Annotated in this window: 15 protein-coding genes; 3 read left to right on the forward strand and 12 right to left on the reverse strand. The window is 54.0% G+C overall.

Going from position 1 to position 20,151, the window contains the following annotated elements; genetic code table 11:
* Window positions 1–220: 220 nt before the first annotated feature.
* The 8 genes from ACO0K9_RS11630 to ACO0K9_RS11665 all read right to left on the reverse strand — a co-directional run bounded on the left by ACO0K9_RS11630 (window position 221) and on the right by ACO0K9_RS11665 (window position 10,182).
* A complete protein-coding gene (locus tag ACO0K9_RS11630; RefSeq protein WP_422984966.1) occupies window positions 221–1,363 on the reverse strand; it encodes a sugar ABC transporter permease in 1,143 nt (380 codons plus the stop codon).
* 42 nt (window positions 1,364–1,405) lie between these two features.
* Window positions 1,406–3,013: a D-xylose ABC transporter ATP-binding protein gene (gene xylG / locus ACO0K9_RS11635; RefSeq protein WP_422984968.1), complete on the reverse strand. Its 1,608-nt coding sequence runs from the start codon at window positions 3,011–3,013 to the stop codon at window positions 1,406–1,408.
* A 134-nt stretch (window positions 3,014–3,147) separates the two neighbouring features.
* Window positions 3,148–4,161, reverse strand: coding sequence for a D-xylose ABC transporter substrate-binding protein (xylF, locus tag ACO0K9_RS11640; protein ID WP_422984970.1), 1,014 nt, complete (start codon window positions 4,159–4,161; stop codon window positions 3,148–3,150).
* 208 nt (window positions 4,162–4,369) lie between these two features.
* Complete coding sequence (locus tag ACO0K9_RS11645; protein ID WP_422984972.1) at window positions 4,370–6,151, reverse strand: IlvD/Edd family dehydratase; 1,782 nt, start codon at window positions 6,149–6,151, stop codon at window positions 4,370–4,372.
* The gene (locus ACO0K9_RS11650; protein ID WP_422984974.1) at window positions 6,144–7,073 is read right to left on the reverse strand and encodes an SMP-30/gluconolactonase/LRE family protein; all 930 of its coding nucleotides are present in this window, start codon (window positions 7,071–7,073) and stop codon (window positions 6,144–6,146) included. Before ACO0K9_RS11650 ends, ACO0K9_RS11645 begins: the two co-directional genes overlap by 8 nt.
* A complete protein-coding gene (locus ACO0K9_RS11655) occupies window positions 7,070–7,837 on the reverse strand; it encodes an SDR family NAD(P)-dependent oxidoreductase (RefSeq protein ID WP_422985266.1) in 768 nt (255 codons plus the stop codon). Before ACO0K9_RS11655 ends, ACO0K9_RS11650 begins: the two co-directional genes overlap by 4 nt.
* 80 nt (window positions 7,838–7,917) lie before the next feature.
* The gene (locus tag ACO0K9_RS11660; RefSeq protein ID WP_422984976.1) at window positions 7,918–9,144 is read right to left on the reverse strand and encodes a fumarylacetoacetate hydrolase family protein; all 1,227 of its coding nucleotides are present in this window, start codon (window positions 9,142–9,144) and stop codon (window positions 7,918–7,920) included.
* A gap of 375 nt (window positions 9,145–9,519) precedes the next feature.
* Window positions 9,520–10,182, reverse strand: coding sequence for a TetR/AcrR family transcriptional regulator (locus ACO0K9_RS11665; protein WP_422984978.1), 663 nt, complete (start codon window positions 10,180–10,182; stop codon window positions 9,520–9,522).
* Window positions 10,183–10,407: 225 nt separating this feature from the next.
* Between ACO0K9_RS11665 and ACO0K9_RS11670 the strand changes: the two genes are divergently transcribed.
* A complete protein-coding gene (locus ACO0K9_RS11670) occupies window positions 10,408–11,595 on the forward strand; it encodes a TCR/Tet family MFS transporter (RefSeq protein ID WP_422984980.1) in 1,188 nt (395 codons plus the stop codon).
* Between the two features lie 122 nt (window positions 11,596–11,717).
* Here the strand turns inward: ACO0K9_RS11670 and ACO0K9_RS11675 are convergent, their stop codons facing one another.
* Entirely contained in the window at window positions 11,718–12,812 is a 1,095-nt protein-coding gene (locus tag ACO0K9_RS11675) for an endo-1,4-beta-xylanase (RefSeq protein ID WP_422984982.1), read from the reverse strand.
* A 541-nt stretch (window positions 12,813–13,353) separates the two neighbouring features.
* On the opposite strand from ACO0K9_RS11675, the gene ACO0K9_RS11680 reads away from it, so the two are divergent.
* Window positions 13,354–14,136 (forward strand): substrate-binding periplasmic protein, encoded by a 783-nt coding sequence (locus ACO0K9_RS11680; protein ID WP_422984984.1) that lies wholly within the window; start codon window positions 13,354–13,356, stop codon window positions 14,134–14,136.
* A gap of 263 nt (window positions 14,137–14,399) precedes the next feature.
* Window positions 14,400–15,287 carry a hypothetical protein gene (locus ACO0K9_RS11685; protein WP_422984986.1) on the forward strand — a complete coding sequence of 296 codons (888 nt, stop codon included), beginning with the start codon at window positions 14,400–14,402 and terminating at the stop codon, window positions 15,285–15,287.
* Between the two features lie 227 nt (window positions 15,288–15,514).
* Here the strand turns inward: ACO0K9_RS11685 and ACO0K9_RS11690 are convergent, their stop codons facing one another.
* From ACO0K9_RS11690 to ACO0K9_RS11700, 3 genes are all read right to left on the reverse strand, one after another.
* Window positions 15,515–15,730 (reverse strand): VF530 family DNA-binding protein, encoded by a 216-nt coding sequence (locus ACO0K9_RS11690; RefSeq protein WP_422984988.1) that lies wholly within the window; start codon window positions 15,728–15,730, stop codon window positions 15,515–15,517.
* 132 nt (window positions 15,731–15,862) lie between these two features.
* A complete protein-coding gene (locus ACO0K9_RS11695; RefSeq protein ID WP_422984990.1) occupies window positions 15,863–16,834 on the reverse strand; it encodes a Gfo/Idh/MocA family oxidoreductase in 972 nt (323 codons plus the stop codon).
* A 51-nt stretch (window positions 16,835–16,885) separates the two neighbouring features.
* Window positions 16,886–19,354 (reverse strand): TOMM precursor leader peptide-binding protein, encoded by a 2,469-nt coding sequence (locus tag ACO0K9_RS11700; protein WP_422984992.1) that lies wholly within the window; start codon window positions 19,352–19,354, stop codon window positions 16,886–16,888.
* Window positions 19,355–20,151 lie beyond the last annotated feature (797 nt).

Genomic DNA, 20,151 nt, shown 5'->3' on the forward strand with positions numbered 1-20,151 from the left:
CATGCCTTCTGACACCCTCAGATGCCCAGAGTGACGAACATGTCATGCCTACCATACTATCTTGCATGTAAAAGAATACAGACACAATTATGAAACTCACCAAGCATCATCATGATTACCGATGGGCGGTTTAGCTTCTGTCCTGAAAAAAAGGCGGCTTCATGGAAGCCGCCTTGCAAGGCAAGCATAGCTTGCCGGACCCGGAAGGGAACTTGAAAAACTATCGCTTGGCCGAACGGGTGCTCACATCCACCCACACCGCCAGCGTCAAAATGCAGCCTTTGACGATCATTTGCCAGTAGGTATCCACGTCCAGCATGGACATACCGTTATCCAGACTGGCCATAACCAGCGCACCGATCAGGGCGCCATAGACCGTGCCAGAACCACCACGCATGGACGTGCCGCCGATAAAGCAGGCAGCAATCGCATCCAGCTCGCCCGAGTTACCGGCAGAGGGTGAACCTGCGGCCAGGCGGGCTGTATTGATCAGGCCAGCCAGCGCGCACATCAAACCCATGATGCCGAATATCCACAGCTTGATGGCATTCACATTGATGCCCGACAGACGGGTGGCTTCCATATTGCTGCCCACTGCATAAATCCTGCGGCCAAACACGGTTTGCGTCGTCATGTAGCTGAAGATGCCCAGCAACACCAGCAGCAACAGCACCGGCAAAGGGATGCCTTCATAGCTGTTGAAGGTCAGCACAAAGGCCAGCAGCACCGCCGCGATGGCCGCGATTTTGATGCCATCACGCCACAGCGGCGCGACCTCCAGGCCGTGCTGTGCACGTTTGCTGCGCTGTTGCCAGGTCAAAAATACTGCCAGCGCGAACAGGGCTATGCCCAGCAAGACACCCGTAGTCACCGACAGATAACCCTGGCCCAGATACACCATGTCAGCAGATACCGGTGCGACCGTCGTGCCACCCGTCACGCCCAGCACGATGCCGCGATAAGCCAGCATGCCGCCCAGACCAACAATGAAGGACGGTATCTTCATGTAGGCAGTCAGGTAGCCATTGAACAGCCCTATCAGCAAACCCATGGCCAGCACCAGCATGAGGTTGACAGGCAGCGGCAAGTGATGGGTCACATCCAGCACCGCAGCCACACCGCCCAGCAAACCCAGCAGGGAACCAACGGACAAATCAATTTCGCCAGCGATAATCACCAGCGCCATGCCGCAGGCAACGATGCCGGTAATCGACATTTGCCGCATCAGGTTGGACAGATTGCGTGGGGTGATGAAACCCCCTTCGGTTTTCCAGCTAAAGAAAGCCCAGATCAAGGCAATGGCAATCAGCAGGGCCAGCATTTTGTATTGTGTGAACAGCTGTTTGATATTCAGGTTTTTCATATTAATTTTTACCGATAGCGATGAATGGCATCAGATGGGTGGTCATGGCGCAGTACTGAATTGTGTTTGTGCGTGTGTTTGTACGTGTGCTGGTGTCGGTGCTTGCGTCTGTGTTTCATCCAGGGCATGGCTTTGATCCAGCGCTGCCGCCAACAGGGTTTCCTGTGTCAAATCCTTATTGATGAAGTTGCCGCGCAGCTTGCCTTCGCCTATCACCAGCACGCGGTCAGAAATACCCAGCACTTCAGCCAGCTCAGATGACACCATGATGATGGACATGCCCTGCTTCACCAGTTCAAACATCAGTTTATAAATTTCATACTTGGCACCCACATCGACACCACGTGTCGGTTCATCGAGTATCAAAATCTTCGGCTTGGTCAGCAACATCTTCGACAGCACTGCTTTTTGCTGGTTACCGCCAGACAGGCTGGTGATGGGCAAAAACGGGCTGGCTGTCTTCAGGGTCATGCTGGCGATTTCTGTACGTATGGTCTTGAGCTCGGCTTCCTTGTCGATGCGGCTCATACGGGCAAATTCATGCAAGACGCTCAGGCTCATGTTCTGGCCCACATCCAGATCTGGCACAATGCCGTGCTGCTTGCGGTCTTCCGGCACCATGGCCAGGCCAGCGCGGATGGACTTCAGCGGGCTGCTGCTATCCAGCTTGCTGCCATTCAGCCAGACTTCGGCTTGGTATTCACCAGGATAAGCACCAAACAGGGCCGACACCAGTTCGGTACGGCCAGCGCCGACCAGGCCGGCGATTCCCAGAATTTCACCCTGGCGTAGCGTAAACGAGATGTTATCGACACGCTTGCGCTGCGGGTTTTCTGTGTCATAGCAGGTCACATTGCGTGCTTCAAACACCACTTCACCGATGGTATGGTCTTGTCTTGGATACAGCTGGTTCATTTCACGCCCCACCATCTGGGCGATAATGCGTTCTGCGCTCATGTCGGCCATCGGTGTCGTCGCAATATGCTGGCCATCGCGTATCACCACGATGGTGTCGCAGATGGCTTCGACTTCATCCAGCTTGTGCGAGATATAAATACAGGTCACACCCTTGGCCTTCAGGGCCCGGATGATATCCAGCAAGACTGTGATTTCTGATGCGGTCAAAGAAGAGGAAGGCTCATCCAGTATCAGCAGTTTGGCCTGCTTGTTGAGTGCCTTGGCAATTTCTATCAATTGCTGGTGGCCACCGCCATAATTCTTGACTGGCAGTACCACATTGACTTCAGGTATATTCAGTTCACGCAGCAATTCTTCAGCACGCTTGTTCATAGCAGCATAATCCATGCGGCCACCGGGCAAGGTGATTTCATTCCCCAAAAACATGTTTTCAGCAACAGACAATTCAGGTACCAGCATCAATTCCTGATGGATGATGATGATGCCGGCTGATTCGGTATCGCGGATGGACTGCGCCTTCAGCGGCTTGCCTTCCCACAGGATTTCACCATCCCAGGTGCCATGCGGATAGACGCCGGACAAGACTTTCATCAGGGTGGATTTGCCAGCCCCGTTTTCACCACACAGGCCTATGCATTCACCAGCCTTGATCTTGATATCGATACCGTTTAAGGCACGGACACCGCCAAATTCTTTGACGATGTCTTTCATTTCGAGCAAATATTCAGACATGCTATTTTTCCCGGCAAATCCTGGAACAAACCATCAGCCACATCAACCACGTATGTAGGCAAACCAGGCAGGCGAAGCCGGTGATGACCTTCAGCGCAGGCTGGTGGCCATGACCGTGACGACTGCGATCACTATCAGTTAGCGGATAACTGTGCCTTGGTATAGAAACCTTCTTCCACCAGCAAGTTCACATTTGCCTTGGTCAGCGGGATAGGTTTCAGCAGCAGTGTATTGACTTTTTTGAGGCCATTATCGTACTGGGAATTGTAGGCAGGCTTTTCATTGCGTACCAGTTGCACGGCCAGTTTGGCAGCTTCAGAAGCGATCAGTTTCAGGGGTTTGTAGACGGTCATGGCCTGGGTACCCGCCATGACGCGTTTAACCGCTGCCAGGTCGGCATCTTGCCCGGACACTGGCACCTTGCCGCTGAGTTTTTGTGAAGCCAGCGCCTGTATGGCACCGCCGGCAGTACCATCATTGGAAGCAACGATGGCATCGATCTTGTTGTTGTTTGCTGTCAGTGCGTTTTCGACGATGGACATGGCTTCAGAAGCGCTCCAGTCTTTCACCCACTGTTTGCCGACGACTTTGATATCGCCTTTATCGATCAGCGGCTGCAAGACTTTCATCTGCCCTTCGCGCAACATCTTGGCGTTATTGTCGGTCGGCGCACCACCCAGCAAATAGTAATTGCCTTTCGGTTTCAGGTGCACCAGGCCTTCGGCCTGCATTTCACCGACTTTGGCATTATCGAAAGAGATATAGGCGTCGATATCCGCATTCAGGATCAGGCGGTCATACGACACCACCTTGATATTGGCTTTCTTGGCTTCACGGATGGCGTTATTCAATACCGTGGCGTTGTAGGGCACAATCACCAGCACATCGACACCACGCGAGATCAGGTTTTCTATCTGGGAAATCTGGCGCTGTTCGCTGGCGTCGGCGGATTGCACAAACACCTTGGCACCGAGTTTTTCTGCTTCTGCGTTAAAAAAATCCCGGTCCCTGCCCCAGCGCTCTACCCGCAGATCGTCGATGGAAAAACCGATTTTCGGGTTCTTCGCATCAGCGTACGCGCTGCCAGCCATACTGCTACCCATGGCCAGCATCACACTGAGGATAGCCGCTTTTACTTTTGTATTCATTGTCTTGTCTCCTGTTGGATTAAAGCATGGGTATCGGCATTGCCCTCCCACTTATTATTGCTTTAAATTTTTGTATCTTGAGTAGTGTTGCTTCCGGTTGTTGACTGCTTTTTACTTATAAACTTACTTGTAAAACTGACGGGACTTTTGCAAAATTGTCCCAGCAAGGCACGCAATGGAGCTGGGGTGGTTTTGCATAAGTCCTCACTTAATGATTATGGCGTGGCAGCGTGTTGCCTATGCCAATATAGGGTACAGCCAACTCCATGCAAGCACCTGTTTCCAGCTGCCCTACAGTCGAGCGATAAATCTCTTGCCACGGCGTCTGGCTGGCCGGATAGGCCGGTATGCCCTGTGCCTTGCGGCTTTCCAGTTCTTCTGGCGTGATCAGCATGTCGCAGCGACCGGTGTTCAGGTTGATGCGTATGGTGTCGCCGGTACGGATATAGGCCAGGCCACCACCGACCGCGCTTTCAGGCGAGGCATTCAGGATGGATGGGCTGTCCGAAGTGCCGGATTGCCGGCCATCACCCAAAGTAGGCAGATTCAATATACCCCGCTTTAACAGGGCATCGGGCGGCTGCATGTTGACCACTTCCGCCGAGCCGGGCCAGCCGACCGGGCCGGCACCGCGTATCACCAGAATGCTGTCTTCATCGATATTCAGCGACGGGTCATTGATGCGGGCGTGATAATCACCAGAACCATCAAATACCACGGCCTTGCATTCAAAGATGTTTTCTGCCCCGGCCTTGCTCAGGTAACGGGCGCGGAATGCTGGCGAAATCACGCTGGTCTTCATGATGGCAAAGTCAAACAGATTGCCCTTCAGGACCATGAAACCGGCCTGCTGCTTCAGTGGTGCAGTATATGGGTAGATGACTTCGCGGTCGTTGGTTTGCCTGCCATCCAGGTTGCATTCCATCGTCTTGCCAGTTACGGTAGGACGGTCAGCGCGCAGTTTTCCTGCTTGCAGCAATTCCCACATGATGGCAGGTACGCCACCGGCGCGGTGGAAACGTTCACCCAAAAACTTGCCGGCTGGCTGCATGTTCAATATCAGCGGGATGTCATGGCCATGCGCCATCCAGTCATCCGAATGCAGTTCTACATGGGCATGCCTGGCCATGGCCATGATATGCGGCTGGGCGTTGGTGGAACCGCCTATTGCAGCATTGACCACGATGGCGTCGAGGAAGGCATCGCGCGTCAAAATACTGGATGGACGAATATCCTGATACGCCATTTCAACAATGCGACGGCCTGTTTCATAAGCGATCTGGCCGCGTTCACGATAAGGTGCGGGGATGGCCGAACAACCGGTCAGCGACATGCCCAGTGCTTCTGCCAGGGCGTTCATGGTTGATGCGGTGCCCATGGTATTGCAATGGCCTGCTGATGGTGCTGATGCAGCAGCTATCTGCAAGAATTTTTCTTCATCGATATCACCTGCCGCCAGTTGCCTGCGGCCTTTCCAGATGGCGGCACCGGAACCTACCAGTTCACCATCCATCCAGCCGTCCAGCATGGGGCCGCCAGACAAGACAATAGCCGGGATATCCACCGTTGACGCGGCCATGATCTGGGCCGGCGTAGTCTTGTCGCAGCCAGTGGTCAACACCACGGCATCGATAGGATAGGCATGCAGGATTTCAACCAGACCCATATAAGCCAGGTTACGGTCTATTGCTGCGGTTGGCCGGCGGCAGTTTTCAAAAATCGGGTGTAGCGGAAATTCCATCGCAATGCCACCTGCGTCCCGGATGCCATCCCGCACCCGCTTCGCCAGTTCCAGATGGATGCGGTTGCAGGGGCTGATGTCGCTGCCGCTCTGGGCGATGCCGATGATGGGGCGGCCAGAACGCAATTCTTCCGGGGTGATGCCATAGTTCATGAAGCGCTCCAGGTACAACGCTGTCATGTCGATGTGATCGGGATTATCAAACCAGTCTTGTGAGCGGAAACGGCGTACCTTGTTGTCGTCAAACATCATGATGCATACTCACTGAACTGATATCACTGAACTGATATTGCGGCAGACCGGGCACGTCCACACGGAAAGAAAACAGGCCGCCTGCCAGGGGTTGCTGTGCGCGTTTTTCTGCCGACATGCCTTTCCAGGCAGTGGTCACAAAGACGGTACGCAAATCGGCACCGCCGAAACAGACTTTGGTGATATTTGAACACGGAAAGCTGATGACCTGGACGATCTCACCAGCGGGGGAATACCGTTCCACCCGGTTACCAGCAAAAATGGCCACCCACAGAAAACCCTCTGCATCGACCACGGTGCCATCCGGGTGGCCACCGTTGGTGATATCGGCAAACACACGCTTGCCAGACAGCTTGCCATCGGGTGTCACATCAAAGGCATATATCTTTTTACCCAAGGTGTCGGTGTGGTAAAACAGCTTGCCGTCCGGGCTCATGCAGGGGCCATTGGTGATGACGTAATCATGATCCATGGCTTGCAAATTGGCCAGCGCGTTTGAGCCATACTTCAGACGATACAGCGAGCCGCTGGGTGCTTTTTCACCATCATCCATGGAACCAAACCACAGGCTGCCCTGGCTATCGATATAGCCATCATTAAGGCGATTGCCGGGTTGATCGGTTTCCACTTCCAGCATGGTGCTGAAACTGCCGGTGCTGCTGGAAAAGCGCACCAGTTTGCCGGGCAAGCCGCAGATGAAATCACCGTTCTCACCCTTATTCGACATGATGGGCAGGATAAAACCAATCTGATCCGGTGCATCCCAGCTCTGGCGGGCTGAACCGTCTTCTGCACAGCGATGGATTTTACGGCTTTTGATGTCCACAAAATACAGCGCTTTTTCGCCCGCGTGCCATACCGGGCCTTCGCCCAGGTGCGTAGCCACTTCCCAAATGCAGTGAGACTGATCCAATATCATGCGCCGTACCATCCTGCGTCCACAAAATAATCACGTCCTGAACAACGCGCGGCGTTGTCAGAGGCCAAAAACAAAGTCAGGGCAGCGACGTCTTCGGTTTCCACCCTTTCGTGCAGGCATTGGGCTGCCAGAATCTGCGCTTCTTCTTCCGGTGTGTGCCACAGCGCCATCTGGCGCGGGGTACGTACTGAACCGGGGATGATGCAGTTGACACGTATGCCGTCTGGCCCCAAATCACGGGCCAGACCACGGGTCAGGCCCTCTATCGCTGCTTTGGCTGTCATATACAGGCTAAGATTGCCCAGGGCAAGATGCCAGGATATGGAACCAAAGTTAAGGATAACACCTCCACCCATGGCTTTCATACCGGGGGCTACGGCCTGGGCACAAAAAAACTGGTGGCGCAAATTGACGGCAAAACTGTCATCCCAATAGGTGGGCGTCACATTCTGAACCTGATGCCGGTCATCATTGGCGGCATTGTTGATCAAAATCTCGACGCCACCGTATTCGCGTTCGATGCTGGCGAATACCTTGGCCACTGCATCCAGGTCAGTCAGGTCGCAATGCATGAATTTAGGCGGCCTGGCCGACTGCTGCAGGCTTTTTTCCAGTGCCTGCGACGCTTCGTCGGCAATATCCAGAAAAAACACTTGCGCGCCCTGCTTGCAAAAGGCATCTACAACGGCTGCACCGATGCCAGTGCCGCCACCTGTCACGACTACTCTTTTCCCGGCTAAATTCGGGTAACTTGCATAAATCATCGCTTTTCTTTCATGGTGCGATTTGGAATGATGGCTATCCACCGGAATCTGTTTGCTCAAACTGTTATCCACACTTTCGCTCATACCGCACCTGAAGCAGGCTGCACACCAGAACCATGGGTCAGGCCATGGGCAATTCCACGCAAGGCCAGGTTGCGATACAGGGCGCGTACCCCAAAGCTCCAGGGGGCAATCGCGTCACTATACTGTACATGGTTCACCAAAGCACCTAAAGCCGGACAGGCAATACTGACCCTGTCACCGGTATGGTGGGTAAATCCGCCGCCAGCGGCGTCCCTGTCCTTGATGGGCGAGAACATGGTGCCCAGGAACAGCATGAAACCATCCGGGTACTGGTGGGTGTTGCTACAGACCTGGCTGACCAGATCCAGCGGATCACGGCTGATTTCGCGCATCATGCTGACGCCATCCAGCCTGAAATCATCGTCCTGCCCTTCGATCAGCAACCTGACTTCGGCCTGGCGTATGGTATCGATGGTGAAGTGGCTGTCAAACAGGCGGATAAACGGCCCTATCGCGCAAGAACCATTATTGTCCTTGGCCTTGCCCAGCAATAAGGCGCTGCGCCCTTCTATATCACGTAAATTGACATCATTACCCAGGGTGGCTCCAACCACTTGCGCACGGCTGTTGACGGCCAGGACGATTTCAGGCTCCGGGTTATTCCATTTGGAATCGGGATGTATGCCAACATCGGCACCAAAGCCGACGGCCGACATGGGCTGGGATTTGGAAAATACTTCTGCATCAGGACCAATACCGACTTCCATGTATTGCGACCAGGCACCACGGCTGATCAAATCCTGCTTCAGCTTTTCGGCCACTTCAGAACCGGGGCGTATGCGTGACAAATCCGTGCCTATGCTGGCTTGCATGGCGGCGCGCAAGCGGTCTGCTGCCGAAGCATCACCTGCGGCCTGTTCTTCAATCACCCTTTCCAGCAGGCTGACGGCAAACGTCACGCCGCAGGCCTTGATGGCTTGCAGATCACAGGGGGCGAGCAAATAGGGGGATGTGGAATCTGGCTGGCGCTGCAGGGTTTGATCAATCAGGGTCTGCACATCACCCAGCGACTCACCTTTGACGGCCAGGACAAATTCCAGCAAATGATCTTTTTCCAGCAGATCGGCGACGGTCTGTACCTGGGCTGTGATATCGAACACTTCGCCCTGGCGCACGACGACCACGCAAGGCCCGTTGATCTTGCCGCCACGCCATACGCGGCCCAGCAGCACAGCTTGTTTATATTCATGCGGCAAATAGGATATGCCGGACGTGTTTTTCATCATAGTCTCCGTATAGCGATTTTTTTGGATCACCGTACTCTTCGCTTTAGAGTTTCCGGCCGGGTCTGCCCCAGGCCGGAATGCTGTTTGCTTCTATCTGCATGAAGCAAGCAGCCGGTGTCCTTGATCATTATTGATACGCTGGTATGTATACTCGCTGGTATCGGGATCATTCACAATTATGAAACTCACCAATGTGAATCATGATTACGTGCAAGCAAGCCCGGGGGCAAACCCTGAGAGGCCACCTGGGCCGGGCTGAAAATGAAGGGGGAAAAGCACGGGCACCTCCTGGCTTTTTCATTGGCTTTTCCATTGGCTTTTTCACCGGCTGGTGTAAAACGCGGCTTTAATCTTCAGGATGAAGATGATCACTCAGGCGTAAGGCGTACCTGCCATGGCAGCCTGTATACCTGTGCTGCCCTTGTCTACCAGCGCCAGAAAGATGGCTTTCGCTTCGTCTGCATCCTGCTTTTGACGAAAGCACAGGTGTGCCTGGATCAGGGCCACTGTCCAGGTCGCCAGCAGCAGACCGGCGGCCAGCTCAGCATCCGGGTCGCCTGGTTCTCGCTTGACGGATTCGGCCAGGGCCACCGCAATCACTTGCGCAATCTCGTCTCGTATCGCCCTGGCACGTGCCTTGAGGGTTTCGCTGCCTTCTATCGTCTCTATGAAGCCCTGGCTAGCGGCAGAGATAAAGCCGCGCGCTCCCGCAGCAAACCGGACGTAAGGACGCTCTTCTGCAACCAGCCTGTGCGCCAGCAGGCGCAAGGTCTCCAGCGGCGAGATGTGGGGATCACGCTGGCGCAAAGCTTCGCGCAGCAGCTCGCGCCCCTCTTCATCACGGTCAAAAAACATGTCTTCTTTACGCGGAAAGTGATTGAACACCGTCATCCGCCCGACATCGGCCGCTGCCGCTATGTCATCCACCGTCACATGATCAAAGCCCCGCTCCTGAAAGAGCAGAGTGGCAGCATTGGAAATGCCCTGACGCATGGCCAGGCGCTTGCGGGATCGAAGATCAGATGGGATTGACATGCAGCGCATGATAGCATATCTTACATATACTCAGTACATTTATAGATTAAGTACATTATTAAACATATGATTAAGAAATATGACCAAGAACATTGATATCGTTATTGAAATAACCAGACCATCCGGACTGCCGTCCGCCACTTATCTGATGTGTGGAGGCGGTCGCATCCCCCTACCGGATCGCCTGTGGGCACCTGCCGCATCACGCCACGCGGGAGAACAACTATGAACAAGGCACTGACCGTCATCTTCGCTGCCATTGGTCTTGATGCTGTAGGGATAGGCCTGATCTTTCCCATCCTGCCGCGACTGCTGGCAGACGTCACGCATGGTGACAATGTAGCGTCCTATATCGGCATCATGACTGCGCTGTATGCGGTGATGCAGTTCATCTTCGCGCCCGTCCTTGGCGCATTGAGTGATCGTCTTGGCCGCCGGCCCGTGCTGCTGATCTCGCTCGCCGGGGCGGCCATCAACTATGTGGTGATGGCCTTTGCGCCACAACTCTGGATGCTGCTGCTTGGCCGCGCCATTGCCGGCCTGACCAGTGCCAATATGTCTGTCGCCATGGCTTATATCACCGACATTTCGCCTGAAGACCAGCGGGCGCGACGCTTTGGCCTGTTCAATGCCGTGTTTGGTGCTGGCTTCATCATCGGCCCGGTACTGGGTGGTGTGCTGGGTGATTACTGGCTGCGGCTGCCCTTCATCGCTGCGGCGCTGCTGAATGCGGGCAATCTGTTGCTGGCATTGTTTGTCTTGCCAGAGTCACGCACGCCAAGTCGTGAAAATCATGAAAAGCTGGACCTGACAGCACTGAATCCGCTGCGGCCATTACGCTCGGTATTTGCCATGAAAAACCTGATGCCGGTCATCATCATCTTTTTCCTCTTGAGTGCCACGGGTGAAGTGTATGGTACCTGCTGGGCGCTCTGGGGCAATGATGTGTTTCGCTGGAACGGTCTGTGGATAGGCCTGTCGCTGGGCACCTACGGTGTGTGCCAGTCACTGGCGCAGGCTTTCCTGCCTGGCCCTGCCGTCAAACTGCTGGGTGAACGCGGCACCATCCTGACCGGTATCGCAGGCACATGCATCGCCCTGGTCGTGATGGCGTTTGCCAGACAAGGCTGGATGGTGTTTGCGGTCATGCCGGTGTTTGTACTTGGCGGTATCGGCGTCCCGGCATTGCAGTCCCTTGCTACCCGCCTTGTCGACGAAAACCAGCAGGGCCAGTTTCAGGGCGTGCTGGCATCGGTCGTCAGCCTGGCATCAATCATCGCCCCGCTGGCATTCTCGACCTTTTACTTCGTCGTCCGCGAGCAATGGCCAGGGGCAATCTGGCTATCTGTGGTGGTAGTCTATGCGATCGCCGTGCCGCTTGTGCTCAGCTTACGGTTTCGCAAAGGAGACTGAACACGTCGATGTTTCTATTAGGACTTACGCAAAATTGCCCCAGCAAGGCGCGGCGACGAAGACAGTACTTTAGTACGGCGAGGAGTCGCAACGCAGCTGGGGCGGTTTTGCGTAAGTCCTATCTATTTGCCTGTCAGGGCTTCAACTACACCATCAAAGGCTGGCTTGGTAGTGTAATCGTCCTTGAACAACAAAGGCCATTCTGCCCGTTTGTGAAAACCGCTGAGCCAGGTCTCACCATCGATCACACCCCAGAAGGTAATGCCACCACGCTGTGCGGCAGGTACTTCTTCCAGATACGCCGTGACGATTTCCTTGTAGCGGGCTTTTTGCGCCATGGCCACGGCAGGCGTCAGGGATGTAAGATTTTTGTGCTTGTTCACCGCCACATCCAGTTCAGAAATCCTTACCTTCAGGCCACGGTCGGCCACCGCCTTGAAGGATTTGCGGATTTGCGCAATGCTGGGGTAGTCCACATCCACATGCATCTGAAAACCGATGCCATGGATAGGAATCTGCCGCGCCTTGAAATCATCGATCATGCCCAGCATGAAATCGAGCTTGGATGGTACGGATTCGGTATTAAAGTCGTTGTAATACAGATCGGCAGCCGGGTCGGCTGCATGCGCCGCGATGAAGGCTTTTTCTATATATGATTTGCCCATTTTTTGATAAAACAGTGATGGCCGGTAAGCTGCCGGCACTTTTTCATCAATGACTTCATTCGCCACATCCCAACTGGCAACCCGCCCGGCAAAATGCCTGACTATCTGCTCGACATGGTTGTTGAGCATGGCGTCCCAGTCACCGCTATAGTTTTTCATCCATGTTGGCACCTGATAGTCGGGGTGCCATACCAGCGCATGGCCATGCAAGATCATGCCGTGCTCTTTGGCATAATTGGCGAGGGCATCGGCATCATCAAAAGTAAACCGGTTTTCAGCCGGATGCAGGTAACGCATCTTCATGATGTTGGCTGCCACCAGGCTATTGAACTGCCGGTTGATCAAGGCCTGTTGATCCGTCTTCTTGAACAGGCTACGCCTTTCATCGCCAGCACTGACTGCCACCCCGACAGGAAAAACCGCCAGGCTTTTCAATACCACGCCATCAGGCACATCACTGCCCTGCTCCGCAGCAAACACTGCAGTGGCAGTGAGAAACACCATGCCCGCCAGGCTCAAGCCACATACAGCGCGCCCCATCAATTTATGCATACCGATCCTGATCGTAAAGAAACGTAAAAAGCGACGAATTTGTCTTTGCCGCGATTTAAGCATGGCTGAGGGGATAAACACAGAGCATCCATAAAAATCATAAGTGCGATTGGTGTTTATTGCTTTCCTTGATGGAAGTGCGGCAAGGATAGTTTCTTGCGAATCAAAACGCCACGATTTGTGCTTTCAGGCAAGTTGGTGCATATTTTTAGTGAGAAATTAACTTCCGTTCACATGCCAATAGACCTTTATGCCGAAATGGCGCAAGAAGAGGGTTTAGAGTATGGCTCTTTTTAAATATGGCATACCATCACGCCCAAAAACAGAAATATACTGCTATTGAAATTTTTTCAAATCAGAGCCGTTCGATATCGTCAATACGACTACCATCACAGCACTGCTGCACGCGTTTGCAACACATTGCAAGATAAACACCTGATCCGCGACGTATCGCTGTTGCGGTAGTACAATGCAAAAAAACTGCCGCAGGCGAGTGTTTTTGCACTGCGTCATCCAGATCAGGCCAAACTGGGGAGACCACGTGCATCGCCTAGCCGATTTTGCCGGGGAACGACTTCTGCTGCTGCTCGCGGCCCTCATCCTGTTTACCTTCCCCCCAGCCAGCGCGCAAAGCATATTGCGGACTGCCGCGCAAGAATCATCCGAGCCCAAATTCGTCGTCAGGCAAGAAGGCGGAAAAACTGTCATGGGTGGCTTTTGCGTGGATGTCATGCGTGCCATCGAAGCCATAGAACCCGCTCTTAAATTCGTTGGCGACCAAACCCAACTGCCGCTGGCACGCATCTATGGTGGGCCGGACGATGTCATCTGCGGTTTGCTGTACACCAAAGAACGCGCGCTCAAATACGACTATATAAGTACGCCTTTGTTTTCCGTCAATTACCTGCTGGTGGTGCGTGCCGATGACGACGTCAAAGTCAATGACTGGGATGACATCCGCAAGCTGGGCAATGAAGGCCTCATCCTGTCCATGCACAATTTTGCCATCAGCGATATCCTTCGCGGCATGGGTGGCCTGCTGGTGGATTCAAGCGCTGTCTCATCCAAATCGAACCTCAACAAACTGCTGGCCAACCGTGGCCGCTTTTATTGTCATCGTTCCCCCGGCATCGTCACCGAAATCCGCAAAGCTGGCCTGGAAGGCAAGGTCAAGCTGCTGCCCAAGGTCATGCTGAAAGAACAGTTCTACATGCTGGTATCAAAGACCGTCGCTGCCGACGATGCCAGAAAACTGCGCGCCGCCATCGCTCAGCTCGACAGCCTGGGTGTGCTGGTGAAGCTGTTCGAGAAATACCAGGATTAGCCCCCCTCCCCCTTTCCTCTTTCCTCTTTCCCCCATGTAAAAGCCCGCGCTTGACATGTCAACGTATGTCCCACGCATGTAAAAAACAGTTTATTTAACGCCAACAACGGTAAAAACCAGCCTGTTTCCCGTAAAAATATCTGGCACGCAATTTGATAGGTGAAGCTGACAACAGCCGTATTTTGCCCGTGTGCATGCACAGGACGGCCAGGCGCACAGATTTCATCAACCATCAAATAGCGAGGATAAGAATGGAAAGCGTAATGGAACGGGAATTAGAAAGCACGCATGGCAATGGCAATGGCAGCTTCATAGCAGGTTCAGTGCGCCTGCTTGACTATGACATCGGCAACAACAATGTGCTCATCCGTGGCAGCGCGTGTTTCGGCACACCTGGCTTTACCATCGCAGATTTAACACAGGCCATCGCACAAGACCCCCATTTTGCTGCGGCAAAAACAGCCGGCATCCGCCTGGCCAGCAATCCATCCGTCATTGATTTCTGCCTCATCGGCTTTACACCAGAGAGCAAATACCAGGGCATCGTCGACACCGAACTGAGCTGGTTCACCAGCAAGCCGCCCATACTGAATGGCGAATCCGGCCCCTACCCCGTCTACATCCCCTCTGCCATTTCCAACCACCCGGGGATGATGGTGTACTGGCCCATACAAGCCATAGGCGGCACACTGCCCACCACAGAAGGCGGTGCCTGGCCGGTATCACCCGGCAGTTCCATCGGGGGCGACCAGACCGACTTCAACTATACCGGCCTCATCAGCGCCATCTACCATGCGCTGAACGGCAATGTGGCAAACCTGCCCCATCCACCAGCAACACTGCGCAGCATCAGCAATGCCATCATCTACATCCATTGCGATTCCGGCGTCAACCGCACCGGTGCCGCCGCCATCGGCTACCTGATGAGCTATGGCAGCCAGCTCAGTGCCCTGTCCCTGCCATGTACACCCGCCACGCCCTACACCCTGGCACAGGCACAAACCGCCGTCAACCTGGCCCCACCCAGCAACGACACCACCCCACCCGGCGGCAGCGACATCCCCGTCGCCTGCGCCTACTGCAACCTGCTCTGCACCGGCATGATAGACGCCCCACTGATGGAGGAATGTGTGCCGCTGACTTTTGGTTAAAGGGATGAGCACTGATGCTGAGCATCAGGGTGTGATTTGAAATCTGTCCTTCTGTGTTGATGGAATTCTGATAACCGAGAAAACAAACAAGCTGTCTGGCTGGATTGCTTTTGCTGGATTGCTCTGACCGGAATCCAGTGGCATTTGACGTGTACCGCATGCCTTGGCAGGCGCGACTTCTTTGCCATCATCTGAGCAAGCGATGGGTCAGCCTGCAAGCCGTTTTATCACGGCATATCAAGAAACAACTCCTCCACCCTCGCCCGTGCCCACGGGGTTTTGCGTAGAAATTTCAGGCTGGATTTGATGCTGGGGTCGCTGGTGAAGCAGTTGATGTCTATGAGTTGGCCCATTTTTTCCCAGCCATAATGGGCAACGAGTTGTTCCAGGATTTTTTCCAGGGTGATGCCGTTCAGGGTGCGGGGTGGGTGTTGTTCGTTCATTGCTTTATTCCTTGGTGACCCCGGATGATAGCAGGCTGGGGCCTGATACGCAGCACTGCACCCTGTTTCCGCCGGGTGACGACAGCATCGCACCTGGCGGCACCGACATGCCGGCCACCTACCTGTTTCTGTTCACGCTGTCTCTTGGCCGAAGGCTGGTTGCAGCGCTTGTAAGACTTGTTCCCACACGCTGGCCAGCGCCAGCAGGTATTCTGGCTGTTGATGTGCAGTTTGTGCCTGCCCGTGAATTGTCGCCACCATTTGGTTGATCACGGTGCGATTGGCGTGGTCGCGTTGCTGTTGCAGTGCATGGGCATCGATCTGGTTCATGTCGACGGGCAAATAGTTACGCCACTGTTGTATGGGCATGGATACGGGGGATGGAAACCATACGACTGGCCCGTTAGTTTCTGCCAGCAACAGGTTGCCATGGGCGAAGGTGGCACTGCAGCGGTGATTGAGCAAGGTGGCTGAGCCGTCATCGGCGGCGGAAGCGAAATTTTGGCAAAGCAAAGAAATATGGAGTATAGGGCTGACCAGCAGCAGGCTGGCAAACATGGGAGGACTGTCGCCCGTTGCAGGTGGCGCTATGACTTGTATGTCTGCCAGCGAGCCAAGGGCGCGGCCCACTATATCGAGGCTGGAATACAGGGTTCTGAGGTTGACTGCCAGATCAAAATGCAGGGGTGGCCCCATGTGCTTCGCAACGGACAGCCCGTTAAAGAAAGCCTGAGGTGCCAGCAGATCGGCGAAATGGGCATTGACCTGGAACAGGCGTCCGTATTCTTGCGCGACGGCGAATGCTTTGTTCATTTGCGCTGTGCCAATGGGATGTTCACACAGCACATGGATGCCTTTGGACAGCAGCGCCAGGCTTAACTGGTTGCCGGTTTCCCCCGGTACGGCAACACAGGCAATATCGATGCTGCCGTCCGGAATGCTGTCCACATCCGTATAGTGCGGGACTTGTGCCTGATGGGCATAAGCCATCGACCGTGCGCTGCCGGTGGATAGTATGCCTGCCAGCCGGACATTGTCCTGGCTTGCTGCAAGGGCGCGGATATAGGTTGCGCCGTAGTTGCTGCCACATACCAGTACTCTCATGCAAATTCTCCTTTATAGGACTTGCGCAAATTGATCTTGCACTCTGTCTCTTCAAGCAATCGGATGTGGGTTATTGTTGACGATACGGCCTTTGAGTAATTTGCGTAACCTGGGGTTGTCAATGCGCTTGAACTGTTCGCCGAAATGGATGGGCTGCATATGGATGCCCACTGCGCGCGCCACCCGGAAGGGGCTCAGGGCGACGTCGGGCGCGGTGACATCTACAATCGCCACGTCGACATTCGCTGCTAGCAAACGCTGACGCAGGTCTTCTGCATTCTGGACGTCTGGATAGGGCCAGTGGCTGGCATCCATTGCCATGGCGGCAGGTTGGCGCATGAAGTCGAACGCCCCCAGTTTATTGCTGGAAAAGTAGTAAGCGGCATGGTCTTCCAGCGTTTGTACTTCGTGTACTTGCTGTGGAATTTTATGCCCGTTCCTCATCAAGTGACATAGGTATGGCATCACATGTCCCTGTTCCAGCAAGGCTTTGCGCATCGCCACCTGAATGTCGCCGTGGGTAGCCAATGCGACTGAAACTGCCGGTGTGCCAATGCCATCGCCCAGGCCCAGGCACACCACGGTAGGTACGTGTATGCCGACATCCAGCAGATACAATTCCAGTTGCATGCCGCGCCCGGTAAGATCATCGATCATGAGGCGCATTTTTCCGTGGTACTGGCTATCGAGACTCAAGCGCTGGCAAGGCAACTGGGCATACCAGGTCAGCATCATGGCGTCACGTTCTATCAATTCATACGTGGCGCGAATGGCTGCATCGTCGTTGTTTTGTCCGGCAGCCAGGCCATTGGAGGATACCTGGCTGAACTGTTCTTCATAGGGTGAGCTGAAGTTGAAATAACTGACCAGGGCAGGCACCCATACCGGTTTTTGCAAACCCAGCCAATGTCCTTTCGTCCAATGAATTTTTTGTTTGGCACGCCACTGAGAAAAAGGAAAATTAGGTGTGCCGTATTGGCGTTTCGAGTACAAGACCAGTTTTTCTGGATCGACATAGTCGCCGTTTAATTCATTGACGTTGGCGTACTTGAAATCGCGCATGGTGTAGCGTGCGGCAGAATAGCGCTCTATCGCTTCGCCAATGGCGCTGATGTGGGCAGATACTTCATCCAGCCCTTTTCCTGAGCCAACCTGCCCCATGCTGCGAGGGTCGAATTTGCCAGCGGAAAAAGTCGACATCCCCGCCGATGCGGTGACCGGAAAATCAGGCAGATGCAATGCGTGGCCACTCAATTGACGGATAATTCCAGTGACTGGATCGATCCAGCCTGCCAATAATTTTTTTAGCTGTTCAACTGTGGTGATGTGATTAAGTGGATTGCTGCCCGCCTGTTCATACGACGCCACCGCACTCATTGCACCGAATTGCGGCAGATGGCCGACTGCTGTTGCAGGGATGCGTGGCTGGTCTTGATGTTGATGTTCATGTTGATGACCACAAATTTCACACCACGGCATGGGAATGATTTTGTGTTGTTCACTTTCACCTGTGACCAGGTTTTGTACCCTTACCTGGCCATCCAGGGTAGACGTGGTATAGCGCAGTAATAACTTCAGCACTTCCATCGACATTTGCTGCCCAACCATTACCGCCATCGGGCTTAGTAATGTGCGGGCGCGACTGGTTTGCTGGCTATCGGTCGCCACTTTATCCAGTTCGTGCGCCATCGAGGGCTGGTGTGCCGTACCCAGGCGGCGCAAGCGCAGGCAGTTCCAGCAACTGGTCTGGTTGGGGATGACCCACGGGCCTATCCAGGATTCAAGGCCATCCAGGCAGCCAAACAAGGCTTGGTAGCCGCCTGCATCGATATACGCTGATGCCTTGTGCAACCAGAATTGCGCCTCTTTACTGAGGCTGACTATCACCAGATCCCATTCGCCTTCACCGGCTACAGTCAACTGTTTTTTTTCATCCAGGGCGAGGCGACCTGTGGTGACTTTGCACCATGGCGCTTGTTGCGCCAGTACGGTCTGCAACACGTCGGCGCGCGACTGTCCAATATGCTCTTGTCCAAATGGCCGATGGCAAAGCACATCGTCTTTGGTCAGGGATTCGTTATCCAGCAGGTGTAAGTGACCGATACCGGCGTTGGCCAGTTCATCGATCATTTTGACTGACCAGGGTTCCAGGCCAATCACCAACAACCTGGCATGGCCAAGGTCATCTGTCGATTTTTTATCTGGATGCTGCCAGGCTTTGAGGAAACGTTCATGCGGTGACCATGGCGGCATGAACTGATTGCCCTCGTCAATTTCTTCCAGCAGGCCATGTTTCTTGAGTAAGTCGACTACCGCAATGATGCTGGCATCGGCATAACCGGGAAGTTGGGCGCACAGTTCAGTTTGACTATATTGCCCCTGCAATAGCGGACAAATATTGCTCACAAAATCGCGGACGTCTTTACCATGCAATTGAAAATCGCCCAGATCAGATTGCAATAGCACCCCTTGTGCATTAGGCGTGATCGTGGCAGCGGGAGATAATTGAAGTTTCTTCATCATGAGACGTCACTCTTTAATCAAAATGGTTGTGTCGATAACTAATTATTAGGGCTTAGAGCCTATTAGAACTTAAAACCTGTTGACGATCTTACTGCGGATAGTGGCATACATCTGCCACTATCCGCCTACTACTATCCTACTGCCGCTACCTGCTAACTACTACTGGTCGCACTCAGCACACACATAATTACCGGACTACATTGCGTAGGCTGGCACACTGCGCAGACAACATTCGCGGTCTGGCATTGCGCTGTTGGCTGGCAGGCGACACACTGATACCCGGTAGCACACGGGGTGCAGGGTGTGCATGGGGTGCAGAGGGTGCATGGCTGGCAGCAATAACATTGTGCAGTTGGGTGACACACGGCACACACTACATTCGCGGTTTGACACTGCGTCGTTGGCTGGCAACAGAAACATTGCTGGGTAGGATGACACACCGCACACACTACGTTCGAAGTTTGAAATTGCGCCGCTGGCTGGCAGGCAGTGCATTGAAAGCATGGTGCACAATTGCTACACTGCACGCACAAAGTACAAGGCGTACAGTGCACACACTGTACGCACAGAGTACAAGGAATACAGTGTATGCACTGTATGCACTGGACACACAATGTACAAGGAGTACAGTGTGTGCACTGTGCGCAAAGCGCGTTGGAGGATTGGAACTGCGATGGGTCCGGTTGGCAGGCTACACAAAAATTGATGCACGGTAAACAATAGTAGCAATGCAGGCAATGCACACAAAGTGTGACGCATGGCACACAATGCACAACGCAAGGCGTACATTTCAG

Origin of the sequence: Undibacterium sp. Ji50W, from assembly GCF_049340445.1 — a bacterium.
Lineage (GTDB): Bacteria > Pseudomonadota > Gammaproteobacteria > Burkholderiales > Burkholderiaceae_D > Undibacterium.

What these genes read in the sequence shown, in the direction of transcription:
- ACO0K9_RS11630 (WP_422984966.1), bottom strand. Translation starts at nt 1,363, where the DNA reads ATGAAAAACCTGAATATCAAACAGCTGTTCACACAATACAAAATGCTG.
- xylG (WP_422984968.1), bottom strand. Translation starts at nt 3,013, where the DNA reads ATGTCTGAATATTTGCTCGAAATGAAAGACATCGTCAAAGAATTTGGC.
- xylF (WP_422984970.1), bottom strand. Translation starts at nt 4,161, where the DNA reads ATGAATACAAAAGTAAAAGCGGCTATCCTCAGTGTGATGCTGGCCATG.
- ACO0K9_RS11645 (WP_422984972.1), bottom strand. Translation starts at nt 6,151, where the DNA reads ATGTTTGACGACAACAAGGTACGCCGTTTCCGCTCACAAGACTGGTTT.
- ACO0K9_RS11650 (WP_422984974.1), bottom strand. Translation starts at nt 7,073, where the DNA reads ATGATATTGGATCAGTCTCACTGCATTTGGGAAGTGGCTACGCACCTG.
- ACO0K9_RS11655 (WP_422985266.1), bottom strand. Translation starts at nt 7,837, where the DNA reads ATGATTTATGCAAGTTACCCGAATTTAGCCGGGAAAAGAGTAGTCGTG.
- ACO0K9_RS11660 (WP_422984976.1), bottom strand. Translation starts at nt 9,144, where the DNA reads ATGAAAAACACGTCCGGCATATCCTATTTGCCGCATGAATATAAACAA.
- ACO0K9_RS11665 (WP_422984978.1), bottom strand. Translation starts at nt 10,182, where the DNA reads ATGTCAATCCCATCTGATCTTCGATCCCGCAAGCGCCTGGCCATGCGT.
- ACO0K9_RS11670 (WP_422984980.1), top strand. Translation starts at nt 10,408, where the DNA reads ATGAACAAGGCACTGACCGTCATCTTCGCTGCCATTGGTCTTGATGCT.
- ACO0K9_RS11675 (WP_422984982.1), bottom strand. Translation starts at nt 12,812, where the DNA reads ATGCATAAATTGATGGGGCGCGCTGTATGTGGCTTGAGCCTGGCGGGC.
- ACO0K9_RS11685 (WP_422984986.1), top strand. Translation starts at nt 14,400, where the DNA reads ATGGAACGGGAATTAGAAAGCACGCATGGCAATGGCAATGGCAGCTTC.
- ACO0K9_RS11690 (WP_422984988.1), bottom strand. Translation starts at nt 15,730, where the DNA reads ATGAACGAACAACACCCACCCCGCACCCTGAACGGCATCACCCTGGAA.
- ACO0K9_RS11695 (WP_422984990.1), bottom strand. Translation starts at nt 16,834, where the DNA reads ATGAGAGTACTGGTATGTGGCAGCAACTACGGCGCAACCTATATCCGC.
- ACO0K9_RS11700 (WP_422984992.1), bottom strand. Translation starts at nt 19,354, where the DNA reads ATGAAGAAACTTCAATTATCTCCCGCTGCCACGATCACGCCTAATGCA.